This is a genomic window from Amycolatopsis sp. FBCC-B4732 (assembly GCF_023008405.1).
GTDB lineage: Bacteria > Actinomycetota > Actinomycetes > Mycobacteriales > Pseudonocardiaceae > Amycolatopsis > Amycolatopsis pretoriensis_A.
The window spans coordinates 7,251,041-7,262,838 of record NZ_CP095376.1 but is presented as its reverse complement, the minus strand read 5'-3'; the positions used below and the strand labels follow the sequence as shown (position 1 = coordinate 7,262,838).

The 11,798-nt window shown below is 71.2% G+C and carries 16 protein-coding genes; 7 read left to right on the top strand and 9 right to left on the bottom strand.

From position 1 onward, the window contains the following. Positions 1-41 precede the first annotated feature (41 nt). Positions 42-935, top strand: coding sequence for an LLM class flavin-dependent oxidoreductase (locus tag MUY14_RS32090; RefSeq protein WP_247014672.1), 894 nt, complete (start codon positions 42-44; stop codon positions 933-935). A 9-nt stretch (positions 936-944) separates the two neighbouring features. After that, positions 945-1,403, top strand: a complete 459-nt coding sequence (locus MUY14_RS32085) for a MarR family winged helix-turn-helix transcriptional regulator (protein WP_247014669.1) — start codon at positions 945-947, stop codon at positions 1,401-1,403. On the opposite strand, the gene MUY14_RS32080 is transcribed toward MUY14_RS32085, so the two are convergent. Together MUY14_RS32080 and MUY14_RS32075 are read right to left on the bottom strand one after the other, a co-directional pair. Beyond that, positions 1,400-1,621: an acyl-CoA carboxylase subunit epsilon gene (locus MUY14_RS32080; RefSeq protein WP_247014667.1), complete on the bottom strand. Its 222-nt coding sequence runs from the start codon at positions 1,619-1,621 to the stop codon at positions 1,400-1,402. The two genes, MUY14_RS32085 and MUY14_RS32080, sit on opposite strands and share 4 nt — an antisense overlap. Continuing rightward, the gene (locus MUY14_RS32075; RefSeq protein ID WP_247014665.1) at positions 1,618-3,255 is read right to left on the bottom strand and encodes an acyl-CoA carboxylase subunit beta; all 1,638 of its coding nucleotides are present in this window, start codon (positions 3,253-3,255) and stop codon (positions 1,618-1,620) included. Before MUY14_RS32075 ends, MUY14_RS32080 begins: the two co-directional genes overlap by 4 nt. Before the next feature lie 55 nt (positions 3,256-3,310). Between MUY14_RS32075 and MUY14_RS32070 the strand changes: the two genes are divergently transcribed. Next, positions 3,311-4,096, top strand: coding sequence for a GNAT family N-acetyltransferase (locus MUY14_RS32070; protein ID WP_247014663.1), 786 nt, complete (start codon positions 3,311-3,313; stop codon positions 4,094-4,096). Here the strand turns inward: MUY14_RS32070 and MUY14_RS32065 are convergent. From MUY14_RS32065 to MUY14_RS32045, 5 genes are all read right to left on the bottom strand, one after another. After that, positions 4,043-4,768, bottom strand: coding sequence for a hypothetical protein (locus MUY14_RS32065; protein ID WP_247014661.1), 726 nt, complete (start codon positions 4,766-4,768; stop codon positions 4,043-4,045). The two genes, MUY14_RS32070 and MUY14_RS32065, sit on opposite strands and share 54 nt — an antisense overlap. Positions 4,769-4,854: 86 nt before the next feature. Next, positions 4,855-5,502, bottom strand: a complete 648-nt coding sequence (locus MUY14_RS32060; protein ID WP_247014659.1) for a response regulator transcription factor — start codon at positions 5,500-5,502, stop codon at positions 4,855-4,857. Then, positions 5,499-6,602, bottom strand: coding sequence for a sensor histidine kinase (locus MUY14_RS32055; protein WP_247014657.1), 1,104 nt, complete (start codon positions 6,600-6,602; stop codon positions 5,499-5,501). Before MUY14_RS32055 ends, MUY14_RS32060 begins: the two co-directional genes overlap by 4 nt. A 34-nt stretch (positions 6,603-6,636) precedes the next feature. Beyond that, positions 6,637-7,428, bottom strand: a complete 792-nt coding sequence (locus tag MUY14_RS32050) for an SRPBCC family protein (protein ID WP_247014655.1) — start codon at positions 7,426-7,428, stop codon at positions 6,637-6,639. A 31-nt stretch (positions 7,429-7,459) separates the two neighbouring features. After that, positions 7,460-7,876, bottom strand: a complete 417-nt coding sequence (locus MUY14_RS32045) for a MarR family winged helix-turn-helix transcriptional regulator (RefSeq protein WP_247014653.1) — start codon at positions 7,874-7,876, stop codon at positions 7,460-7,462. Positions 7,877-7,955: 79 nt separating this feature from the next. Between MUY14_RS32045 and MUY14_RS32040 the strand changes: the two genes are divergently transcribed. Beyond that, positions 7,956-8,519 (top strand): flavodoxin family protein, encoded by a 564-nt coding sequence (locus tag MUY14_RS32040; protein WP_247014651.1) that lies wholly within the window; start codon positions 7,956-7,958, stop codon positions 8,517-8,519. Positions 8,520-8,670: 151 nt separating this feature from the next. After that, positions 8,671-8,991 carry a hypothetical protein gene (locus MUY14_RS32035; RefSeq protein WP_247014649.1) on the top strand — a complete coding sequence of 107 codons (321 nt, stop codon included), beginning with the start codon at positions 8,671-8,673 and terminating at the stop codon, positions 8,989-8,991. Here the strand turns inward: MUY14_RS32035 and MUY14_RS32030 are convergent. Next, positions 8,957-9,322, bottom strand: coding sequence for a helix-turn-helix domain-containing protein (locus MUY14_RS32030; protein WP_247014647.1), 366 nt, complete (start codon positions 9,320-9,322; stop codon positions 8,957-8,959). The genes MUY14_RS32035 and MUY14_RS32030 overlap by 35 nt on opposite strands. Before the next feature lie 83 nt (positions 9,323-9,405). Here MUY14_RS32030 and MUY14_RS32025 point away from each other — a divergent pair, with 83 nt between their 5' ends. Together MUY14_RS32025 and MUY14_RS32020 are read left to right on the top strand one after the other, a co-directional pair. Beyond that, positions 9,406-10,263, top strand: coding sequence for an NAD(P)-dependent oxidoreductase (locus tag MUY14_RS32025; protein WP_247014645.1), 858 nt, complete (start codon positions 9,406-9,408; stop codon positions 10,261-10,263). Beyond that, positions 10,260-11,009: an SDR family NAD(P)-dependent oxidoreductase gene (locus MUY14_RS32020; protein WP_247014643.1), complete on the top strand. Its 750-nt coding sequence runs from the start codon at positions 10,260-10,262 to the stop codon at positions 11,007-11,009. The genes MUY14_RS32025 and MUY14_RS32020 overlap by 4 nt, the downstream gene beginning before the upstream one ends. Here the strand turns inward: MUY14_RS32020 and MUY14_RS32015 are convergent. Beyond that, a complete protein-coding gene (locus MUY14_RS32015; protein ID WP_247014641.1) occupies positions 10,993-11,769 on the bottom strand; it encodes an NAD(P)H-dependent oxidoreductase in 777 nt (258 codons plus the stop codon). The two genes, MUY14_RS32020 and MUY14_RS32015, sit on opposite strands and share 17 nt — an antisense overlap. Positions 11,770-11,798 lie beyond the last annotated feature (29 nt).

The following is an 11,798-nucleotide window of genomic DNA, read 5'->3' as shown; positions in this document are numbered from 1 at the left end:
GTATGTTAAGTTCGTAGTGCGAACTAAAACTGGGAGGAACCATGACCCACTTCGGCATCGGCGTCTCCACCGCCACCGCGGCCATCCCCGACACCCTCGAACTCGCCGTCCAGGCCGACCGCGCCGGGCTCGACCTCGTCACCGTCTCCGATCACCCGTACTACGCCGATCGGCTCGACGCCTACGCCGAACTCGGTGTGCTGCTGGGGAAAACCGAACGGATCTCCGGGCTCGTCTCCGTCACCAACCTGCCCACCCGGCCCGCCGCGATGCTTGCTCGCACCATCACCTCCCTGTCCGCGCTGACCGGGGGGCGGATCGTGCTCGGGATGGGCGTCGGCGGGCTCTGGGACGACATCGCGCGCCTCGGCTTCACCAAGCTGACGCCCGGTCAAGCTGTCCGCGCCTTCGAAGAGGGCATCCGGCTCGTCAAGCTGCTCGGTGGGGGCGGCGAACCTGTGACCTTCGACGGCGAGTTCCACCGGGTCACGAACCTCGAACCCGCCCGGGAACAGCTGCCGCCCGTCTGGACCGGCTCGGTCGGGCCCAAGTCCCTCGCCGTCACCGGACGCGTGGCCGACGGGTGGATGCCCGGGCGCGCCGCCGACTGGCTCAGCGAGCGGTACCGCACCTCGCGCCCGGTCATCGACCAGGCCGCCGTCGACGCCGGGCGGGAACCCGGGGACATCGTCACCGTCTACAACTTCCCCGGCCGCATCACCGCGGCGCCGCTGCCGAAGACGCGCGCCGAGGACGGACGCTGGATCGGGGGCTCGACGGCGCAGTGGATCGAGGAGCTGACCGGTGCCGTGCTGGAGCACGAAGCCGCCGGGTTCGTGCTCTTCGGGCCCGGCGGCAGCACGCCCGACGCCGTCGCCGCCGCGCGGTGGGCCGGGGAAATCGTGCCCGCCGTGCGCGAGGCCGTCGCGAAGTAGGCTGGGGGGATGGGGAAGAGCGGGGAGGACCTCGGTGTCGTGGCCGGGCTCGTGCGGGCGTCGTTCCTGGTGAACGCCGTCTACGCCGAGTCGGCCCGCGAGTACGGGCTCACCGTGCAGCAGGGCCAGCTGCTGTGCGTGCTGATGGCCCAGCCGTACGGCATGGGCGAGCTCGGCGCGACACTGCACCTGGAGAAGTCCAGCCTCACCGGCCTGGTCGACCGCGCGGTCCGGCGCGGGCTCGTGCGCCGCGAGCCCGACCCGGACGACCGGCGGGCCGTGCACGTCGTCCTGACCGGCGAAGGCCGCGAACTCGCCGAGGACTTCTACGCGGCGACGTGCCGGCGCGTCGCCGAGCTGGCCGCGGGTCTGGGCGCCCCGGACCGCGACCGGCTCGCGGCGCTGCTCGGCCGGGTCGTCCGGGAAAACGAGGTCCCGACCGTCTTCCTCGACGCCCTGTCGCGTTAGAAGCCGGGAAGCCCCGAAGCGCGCCAAGCGCCTTCGCCGGCGTGGAGCGGCTTGCGCAGCGAAGCCGCGTGATCGCCCCACCACGACGTACGCGGCTTCGGCTTCTCCGCGGGCGAAGCCGACGACGCCGCGGCGACGACCGCCGTCAGCGCCGCCAGTTCGGCGTCGCTCGGGTTCCCGCGGACCACCCGCAGCAGGGGACGCTCTTCGCCGGTCACAGCGGGATGTTCCCGTGCTTCTTGGGCGGGAGCGACTCGCGCTTGTTGCGCAGCAGCGACAGCGCCCGCGCGACGTGCCCGCGGGTGTGCGCCGGCACGATCACCGAGTCGACGTAGCCGCGTTCGGCCGCCGCGTACGGGTTGAGCAGCGTGTCCTCGTACTCCTGGATCAGTTCCGCGCGCAGGGCGTCGACGTCCTTGCCCTCGTTCGCCGCGTTCGCGAGGGTCTTGCGGTGCACGATGTTCGCCGCGCCCTGGGCACCCATCACCGCGACCTGCGCGGTCGGCCACGCCAGGTTGATGTCGGCGCCGAGGTGCTTCGACCCCATGACGTCGTACGCGCCGCCGTACGCCTTGCGCGTGATGATCGTGACCAGCGGGACCGTGGCTTCGGCGTAGGCGTAGATGAGCTTCGCGCCGCGGCGGATGATGCCGTTCCACTCCTGGTCGGTGCCCGGCAGGAAGCCCGGGACGTCGACGAAGGTGAGCACCGGGATGTTGAACGCGTCGCAGGTGCGCACGAACCGCGCGGCCTTCTCGGACGCGTCGATGTCGAGGCAGCCGGCGAACTGCGTGGGCTGGTTGGCGACGACGCCGACGCTCTGGCCGTCCACCCGGCCGAAGCCGACGATGATGTTCGGCGCGAACAGCTCGTGAACCTCGAGGAAGTCGCCGTCGTCGACCACGCGGTTGATGACCTCGTGCATGTCGTACGGGGTGTTCGGCGAATCCGGGATGATCGTGTCGAGCTCGCGGTCGGCGTCGGTGACGTCGTCGAAGAAGCCGGCCGGCGCGTCCGAGGGTTCGAAGACCGGCGCTTCCGACAGGTTGTTCTGCGGCAGGTAGGAGAGCAGTTCCTTGACGTAGGCGATGGCGTCCTCGTCGTCGGAACCGAGGTAGTGCGCGACGCCGGACTTCGTGTTGTGGGTGCGGCCGCCGCCGAGCTCCTCGAAGGTGACGTCCTCGCCGGTGACCGTCTTGACGACGTCCGGGCCGGTGATGAACATCTGCGACGTCTCGTCGACCATCACGACGAAGTCGGTCAGCGCGGGGGAGTAGACGTGCCCGCCCGCGTTCGCGCCCATGATCAGCGAGATCTGCGGGATGACGCCGGACGCCTTGACGTTGCGGTTGAAGATCTCGCCGTACAGGCCGAGCGAGACGACGCCTTCCTGGATGCGCGCGCCGCCGCCCTCGTTGATGCCGATGATCGGGCGGCCAGTCTTGATGGCCAGGTCCATGACCTTGACGATCTTCTCGCCGTAGACCTCGCCGAGGCTGCCGCCGAAGATTGTCACGTCCTGGCTGAACACGCAGACCGGGCGGCCGTCGACCGTGCCGTAGCCGGTGACGACGCCGTCGCCGTACGGGCGGTTCTTCTCCTGGCCGAAGTTGGTCGAGCGGTGCCGGGCCAGCTCGTCGAGCTCCACGAACGAGTTCTCGTCGAGCAGCAGCTCGATCCGTTCTCGCGCGGTTTTCTTGCCCTTGGCGTGCTGCTTCTCCACCGCGCGGGCCGAGCCCGCGTGCACCGCCTCGTCGTACCGGCGGTACAGATCGGCCAGCTTGCCGGCCGTGGTGTGGATGTCCGGTTCATCCTCGGGCGGCGTCCCGAGCGGCTCCGTCGCACTGCTCATGCCACGGGAGCTTAGCTACTTGCCGGTCACTTCGCGTGTGGCGTAGGCAACGTCCATGGACATCCGCACCCTCGCCGCGGCCGACCTGCCCACCTGCTCCGACCTGGCCGAATCCCGCTCGTGGCCGCGCGAGCCGCCGAAGTGGACCCTGCTCCACCAGGTCGGGCGCGTGTTCGGCGTGCCCGCCCCGGACGGCGACGGCCTGGCGGCGACCGCGGCGCTGGTGACGTTCGGCTCGGTGGCGTCGATCTCGATGGTGCTGGTCGCACCGCGGTACGAGCGGCAGGGACTGGGCCGCGCGCTCACGGCGCACGCGGTCGCGGCGGCGGGCGAGGCGGTGGTGTGGCTCCACGCGTCGACGTCCGGCCGCCCGCTGTACGAGTCGATGGGCTTCGTCGAAGACGGCGGCTGCCAAGGCCACGTAGGTCGATTTGTCGATGACGGCGGACCGGGTGCGGCACCCGGTGCCTTGGCCGACGTGCTGCCGCTCGACCGGGCGGCTCACGGAGTGGACCGGACGGTGCTGCTGGAGAGCCTGGGGACGCCGTTCGTCGTCGAGGGCGGTTTCACGTTCGGCACGGACCTCGGCCACGTGACGGTGCTCGGCCCGGTGGTGGCGGAGACGGAGGACCAGGCCAAGGCCCTGATCCGCGGCGCGGCGCGGACGGTGCCGGGGGAAGTCCGGGTGGACCCGGACTTCCGGTTCCCGGCACTCACGGCGTGGGTGCGGGAGCGCGGGCTGGTCCCCGGCCCGCCGGCACCCCGTCTCGTGCTGGACGGGCGCCCGTTACCCGGCGACCGGACTCGGCGCTTCGCCCCCTTCACCCGCGCGGTCGGGTAGCGGGCGCGCCGAGCCGGTGATCGCTTTCTTTTCGGCGCCCGTGATCCCGAATTCGATCGTTTTCGCGGCCCAGTAGGCGCTGAACACCCACAGCCCGGCGGACTCGACCCAGAACAGATCGGCCATTCCTGCCGCGTCGAACAGGGCGACCACGCCGGGCAATGCGGCCATCAGCACGCCGATCGTCGGGTAGACCACGCGGAAGATCGTCAGTTGTTTTTTCGAGAGCATGCTCTCGTCCAGCGACTTTTTCGCGCAGAACATCGCGACCGCACCGAGGCAGGCGAAGGTGATGATCGCGCAGATCTTGTGCGCGGTCGGGAAGGTGTGGTCGGCCGGCGGCAGGCCGTCGGGCACCGCGCACGGCAGCATGGCCACCAAGACGACGCTGATCCCCGCGAAGTTCAGCAACCAGTTTTCGAGCGGGGTGAAGATCTTGTAGAGGACCAGGAAAGCCCCGGTCGTGGCGAGAGCGCCGACGAACACGTCTCGCAAGGGGGTGTGGTAGAAGCCGCTGATCGAATCCGGGAGCGGGTCGGTGGTGACCCACTGGTCGACGACCAGCAGGAAAAAGGGCAGGACGAGGCCGATCCCGACCATTCCCCAGCGCAGCGCGAGGTAGGTTTTGGTGATGGAGTTCCGCAGTTTTTCGTTGTTCGGTGGACTGTTCATGACCGGCACCTCGAAATCTCGTGTGCCGGTGAGTCGCCCGCGGCTCGATCGCGGTTACCGTACACGCGCCGCTGATGCCTGAACTGTTACTGCGCCGACGGCCGGATCAAGCCCGATTCATAAGCCGCGATCACCAGTTGCGCCCGGTCCCGTGCCGCCAATTTGTGCAGCAGCCGCCCGATGTGGGTCTTCACCGTCGCGATTCCCAGGTGCAGGCGCGCCGCGATCTCGTCGTTCGACAACCCGCGCGCGATCAGCGTCAGCACCTCCTGCTCCCGCACCGTCACGCCGTCCAGCCGCGTCACCGGGCCCGTCGGCAGCCTCGCGAATTCCGCGACCAGGCGGCGGGTCACCGAGGGGGCCAGCAGCGCGTCCCCGGACGCCACCACCTCGATCGCCGCCAGCAGGTCCGCCGGGCGGGTGTCCTTCAGCAGGAAGCCGCTCGCGCCCGCGCGCAGGGCCGCGTACACGTACTCGTCGAGGTCGAACGTCGTCAGCATCAGGACGCGGACGTCGGTCTCCGCGCAGATCCGCCGGGTGGCCTCGATCCCGTCCATCGACGGCATGCGCACGTCCATCAGCACGACGTCCGGCTTCTCGCGCCGCGTCAGCGCGATCGCCTCGACGCCGTCGGACGCCTCGCCGACCACCTCCAGGCCCGGGGCGCTCTCCACCAGGACCCGGAAGCTGCCGCGCAGCAACGCCTGGTCGTCGGCGATCAGGACGCGGGTCATCGGCCCACCGCCGCTTCGTAGGGCAGCCGCGCGAACACGCGGAAGCCGTCGTCGGAAGGCGCTGCCGAGAACTCCCCGTCGTAGACCGCGACGCGTTCGCGCATCCCGATCAGGCCGTGGCCGGGGACGACGTCGCCACCGCGGCCGTCGTCGTGGACCTCGATGCCGACTTCGCCCTCGCCGCCCGTGACGCGGATCCGGCACGTCGTCGCGGCCGCGTGCTTGACCACGTTGGTCAGCGCCTCCTGCACGATCCGGTACACCGACTGGCCGACGCCGCCCGGCAGTTCGTCGAGGCCCTGGACAGTCAGGTCGACCGCCAGGCCGGTCAGCTGCGCGCGGTCGGCGAGCGTGCGCAGGTCGTCGAGCGTCGGGGCGGGCGCCAGGGCCGGGACGCCCGTGCCGTCGCGCAGCACGCCCAGCATGCGCCGCAGTTCGGCCAGCGTCTCGCGGCTCGTGTCTTCGATGACGCGCAACGCTTCCCGCGCCTGGTCGGGCTGTTCGAGGGCGACGTGGTTGCCGACCGCCGCCTTCACCGCGATCAGGCTCATGCTGTGCGCGACGACGTCGTGCATCTCCCGCGCGATCCGCAGCCGTTCCGCGGAAACCGCTTCCCGCGCGTGGTTTTCCCGCTCGATCGCGGCGTATTCGCGGCGGCCGTGGACGGCGATGCCGAGCGCGAACCCGACGATCAGCGCCGAGGCCCCGAAGTTCACCGTCGTCGCGGTGCTCGGGTTCGGCAGCACGACGCCGAGCAGGCCGATCCCGAGCAGCCCGGCCGCGAAGCCGACCCGCGACGCGCGGCTGCCGCGGCGCACGACGAACGTGTACAGCGCGCAGCCGGCGGCCACCACGGCGACCGCCAGCACCGGCCCGCCGATCGGGATCGCCGCCGCGGTCAGCACCAGGGAAAGGATGTACGCGGGCCGTGGCCACCAGCGCCGCAGCAGGATCGGGGTGACGCCCGTCAGCAGGATCGTCCAGCCGAGCCAGGCGGGCAGCCACAGCGGCAGCGTCCACGCGCCGGCGGCGAGGTTGCCGCCGGCGCCGATCGCCAGGACGAGGACCGCCAGCACGTCGATAACCACGCGGATGCGCATGCACCGAACGTAATGCGGACCCCGGTGGGGCGCGTCAACCCTGGGTCGGACGCTCCGCGTAGTGCTTGCGTACGGCTTCGACGCGGTCAGGTGCCCAGTCCGGCAGGGTGACGCCGTGGGTGGCGGCGAACAGCTTGTCGAGCTGCTCGTGCCGCCGGGCCAGCTGGGCGGGGACGTCGGCTTCCGGTGGCTCGGTGAGTTCGACGCGGGTGCCGTCGAGGGGATCCTGGTGCACGTGCCAGCCGGGCTCGTCCGGCAGCAGCGCCCGGACCTCGCCGACCGGCTTCCAGACGAGGTCGCGGCGGAAGCGGATGGTGCCGTCGGCGAGGACTTCGCCGTCGCCGAGGCCGAATTCGTCCACATAGGACGCCATCCGGGCGTGCCAGTCCGCCGGCTGCCCGGCTTCGCGGCCGGACAGCCGCGCGTCGAGCGCTTCGAGGCAGCTGTCCCAGCCGGCGGCGGTGCGGCCGGCGGCGAGCTTCGCGATCGCCGGTTCGCCGCGGCCGAAGGTGTGCGTGAACACCAGGAGGCTGCCGTCGCCGTCCGGGGTGATGAGCCAGCGCAGGGTGTCGTCGTTCCAGACGAAGGTGAACTCGCGCGGCGGGTCGGCGGTGACGACCCGGCCGGTCGTCGAGGTGTCCTCGCCGGGGAAGGTGAACCGGATCGCGCCGCCGGCACGCAGTTCGACGTCGACCTTCGCCGGGAACCAGTGCTCGAGTTCGGCCGGGTCCGTGATGGCGCGCCAGACCTGCTCGGGCGCGTGCTTCAGCCGGCGTTCCAGCCGGAGGGCGGGGCGGTCCTCGTCGGTCAGCAGTTTCGCGGGCATGCCTGCATATAACCACCGAGGCATATAAGGGTCAAGCGCCGCGGACGGCGGCCACCGCGCCGGCGAGCTCCGGGTCGCTCGCGGCCTTGTCGAGCGCCGTCCGCAGCACCGCGCAGTACGTCGGCTCGGTTTCGGAGTAGCGCTTGCGGCCGGCGTCGGTGATCACCGAGTAGACGCCGCGGCGGTCGTCCTCGCACAGATCGCGGATGGTCAGGCCGGCGTCCTCGAGCCGGGCGCACATCCGGCTGACCGAGCTCTGGTTGAGCCCGATCGCGTCGGCCAGCTCCTGCATCCGCAGGCCGCCGCGCGGTCCGGCGACCAGCTTGCCGAGCGCGCGGTACTCGGACAGGCCGAGTCCGTGGCGCCGCTGCAGGGCCTTGGCGAGGTCCTGCTCGATCCGGGCGTGCAGCACGAGCATGCGGCCCCAGGACTGTTCGTCGACGGTCATTTCCCGCCCTCCTCTTGACGCCAGGATAGTCCATGGGCAGTCTTTATATGTACATGCAAATAACTGGAGGGGTTCGGACATGAGCGACCGCAGCTTCCTGTTCCTGGTGGGCGCCGCGCGGGCCGGCGGCAACACGGAGATGCTGGCCCGGCGGGCGGCGAAGGCCCTGCCGCCGGACGTCGAGCAACGCTGGATCCGGCTGCCGGAGGTGCCGCTGCCGCCGTTCGAAGACCGCCGCCACGGCGCCGGTTCGCACCCCGAGCCGGGCGAGAACGAGCAGCTGCTGATGGACGCGACCTTCGCCGCGACCGACATCGTGGTCGTGTCGCCGGTGTACTGGTACTCGGTCGCGGCGAGCGTGAAGCTCTACCTCGACTACTGGTCCGGCTGGATGCGCCTGCCGGTGGAGTTCAAGCCGCGGATGCGCGGGAAGTCGTTGTGGGGCGTCAGCGTGCTGAGCGAAACCGCGCGCGAGGCCCAGCCGCTGATCGGCACGCTCGAACTCTGCGCGGAGTACCTGGGCATGAACTGGGGCGGGGTGCTGCTGGGCAACGGCAGTCGCCCCGGCGACGTGCTGCTGGACGACGCCGCGATGGCGGCCGCGCCGGCGTTCTTCACCGGCGCGGACCTGGTCACCGCCTGAGCCTCAAGCGCCCCGACGTGTCCTTCGGGCGCTCCTGGTCGGCCGAGGACGGCCTGCGTGATCCGGTGCGGGCCGCAGATCACGCCGGCGCCCGGCGGCGCGTGGTCCGGGTCGATCAGCCACTGGAGCAGCACGCCTGGGAGCAGGCCTGGTGCACCGTGCCGACGGCCCGGGCCACGTCGCTCCCGTCGTCGTCGAGATCCGGCTGCGAGTCGCGCTGGTCGGCGCCGCCGCCTGCTGCGCCCGCGCGCTTTCGGGGATGGGGACGAGCCCGGCGGTCATCGACGCGTGCCGGAAACTGGCCGAGGGCAACGGGAAGTGGTTCGTCCCGCCGACGCGCGCGTGGCTGAAGTTCCGCAACCTGAACTACCGGCTGCTGCCGTACCTGCCGTGGCGCAAGCTGATCGAGGAGCTGCCGCTCAAGGCGGGCAACGCGATCACGCTGAAGCGGTATGCGGGGGCGCCGGTGTGACGCCGCGGCGCTTCGCGATGCCGGCCATGTTCTCCTCGCCCCAGTCGCCCAGCGGCAGCAACGCGGTGTTCAGCCGCTGACCCAGCTCGGTCAGCGAGTACTCGACCTTCGGCGGGATCTCGTGGAACACCTCGCGGTGCACCACCTCGTCCGCCTCCAGCTCCCGCAGCGCCTGGATGAGCATCTTCTCGCTGATCCCGCTGACTTTCCGCTTCAGCTCGCCGAACCGCAGCGGCTCGGCGTGCAGCGCCCACAGGATCAGGGCCTTCCAGCGTCCGCCGATCACGTCCACGGCCGCGTCCAGTCCGCAGCGGTACGTTCGAGCCTGCATGCAGGATCCTTACGTTTTGGTGGGTACCTGACTTATTAGTCGGTACTTGTCCAGTGTAAAGCGCTGCCCGCAGCATGGAACCCATGGGAGAAAGCAAGAAACAGGTGGGCGTGCTCGGCCTGGGGCGGATGGGGTCCGCCCTCGCCGGCGCGCTCGTGGGGGCGGGACACGATGTCTCGGTATGGAACCGGTCGCCGCTCAAGGCGGGGCCGTTGCTCGACCGCGGCGCCCGGTTGGCGGCCACCCCGGCCGAGGCTGCGGCGGCGGACGTCGTCGTCAGCTGTCTGTCCACATACGACACCCAGCAGCCGGTGCTCGACGCGGCCGCGTTGCGGGGCCGGACATTGGTGAACTTGACGTCCGGGACGCCCGAACAGGCCCGCGGCGTCGCGAAGTGGGCGGCGTCGGAGGGCATCGACTACGTGGACGGCGTCATCATGGCGGTGCCCCAGGGCATCGGGACGCCGGGCGCGCGGATCCTCTACAGCGGCTCGGAAGCGGCGTTCGCGGCTCAGCGGGATGTGCTGGAAGTCCTGGGCGAACCGGTGTTCCTCGGCGAGGACGCCGGGCTGGCGGCGCTGTACGACCTGGCGCTGCTCGGGGTGATGTGGTCGGCGATGGGTGGCTACCTGCACGCGCTCGCCCTCGTCGGCACCGAAGGCGTCACGCCGGCGCAGTTCACGCCGATGGCCCTGGACTGGCTGTCGTCGGTCGGCGGGTTCCTGACCGGCATCGGCGCGCAGGTGGCCAGCGGCGACTACGAGACCGACGTGTCCGCGCTGGACATCAACGCGGCCGGTCTCGGCCTGCTCGTCGAGACGAGCCGTTCGCAAGGGATCGGCACGGAGGTGCCCGCGGCGTTGCGGGCGTTGTTCGACCGCGCGGTGGCGGCGGGCCACGGCGCGCACGCGATCGCGAGCGTCATCGAGGAGATCCGGTGAAGTACCTGGGCAAGAAGGCCGTCGTCACCGGCGGCACGCACGGCATGGGCCTCGCGGTGGTGCGCGCCCTGCTCGACGGCGGCGCGGAGGTGCTGCTGACCGGCCGCGACGTTTCGCCGCTGGCGGGGAAGCTGCCGGGCAAGGCGCACCTGCTGTCGTCGGACGCGGCCCGCCTGACCGACGTCGACGAGCTCGGCGCGGTCGCCGCTTCGACGCTCGGCGACGTGGACCTGGTGTTCGTCAACGTCGGCTTTTCGACGCTGACGCCGTACGAGTCGGCGACGCCCGAGGTGTACGACCGCACCTTCGACGTCAACACCAAGGGCGCGTACTTCACGGCGCAGAAGCTGGCTCCGCTGGTGCGCGCCGGTGGTTCGTTCGTCTTCACGACGTCGGTCGCGGCCGGCGCCGGGATCGCCGGGATGGGCCTGTACTCGGCGGCGAAGTCGGCGGTGCGGTCGTTCGCGCGCACGTACGCGGCCGAGCTGGCGCCGCGCGGGATCCGGGTCAACGTGGTCAGCCCGGGCTACACGGACACGCCGACGATGGGCGTCACCGGCGTCCCGGCCGAAGTGCTGGCGCAGTTCAAGACGGCCGGCGACGAGATCACGCCGTTGAAGCGCCACGCGACTTCGGCGGAAGTGGCGGCGGCGGTGCTGTTCCTGGCCTTCGAGGCGACGTTCACCACCGGCGCCGACCTCCCCGTCGACGGCGGTCTCGGCCAGCGCCTCACCCTGCCCGCTTGACGTGCACGGCGAGCCCTTCCGCGCCCGGCGCGCGGTCGGGGCGCAGGACGAGGTCGTCGTCGTAGTCGCCGCCGTTCTGGGTGCGGAACGGGATCGGCTCGGCCGTTTCCAGCGTGCTCAGGCGCGTCCGCAGTAGCTCGCGGGCGGCGGCGAACTCCTCGCCGGACACCCGGTCGGCGCCGTGGACCGCGACCGGCGGCAGCACCGACATCCCGGCGTAGAACAGCGTCCCGTGGTGCAGCGGGAACAGGACGTCGGCCAGCGCGCCGTTCACCCCGCGCGGCCCCATGGCCGGTTCGCGGGCACCCGCGGTGAGCACCACCACCGCGCGCTTGCCCGCGAGCCGGCCCTCGCCGTAGCGCAGCGTCCGGCCGTCCGCGCCGCGGACGCCGTACCCGAAGCCCTTGACGAAAACGCGGTCGAACCAGCCCTTCAGGATCGCCGGCAGGCCGTACCACCAGAGCGGGAACTGCACGACGACCGCGTCCGCCCAGTCCAGTTTTTCCTGCTCCGCGACGATGTCCGGGCTCAGCTGGCCCCGCGCGTGCGCCCGGGCCGACGTCGCCCCGACGACCAGCCGCCCGTCCCCGGCCTCGGCCCCGAAGTCGGCGGCGTCGACCACCGGGTTCCACTTCATCGCGTAGAGGTCCGACTCCCGCATGTCGTGCCCGAGCGCCCGCAGCGTGCGGAGCCCGTCGTCGCGGAGGGCCCCGCTCAGCGAGCGCGGCTCGGGGTGCGCGAAAACCCACAAGACGTTCATGACCTCGATGGTCACGCGGTTCGCGGGCC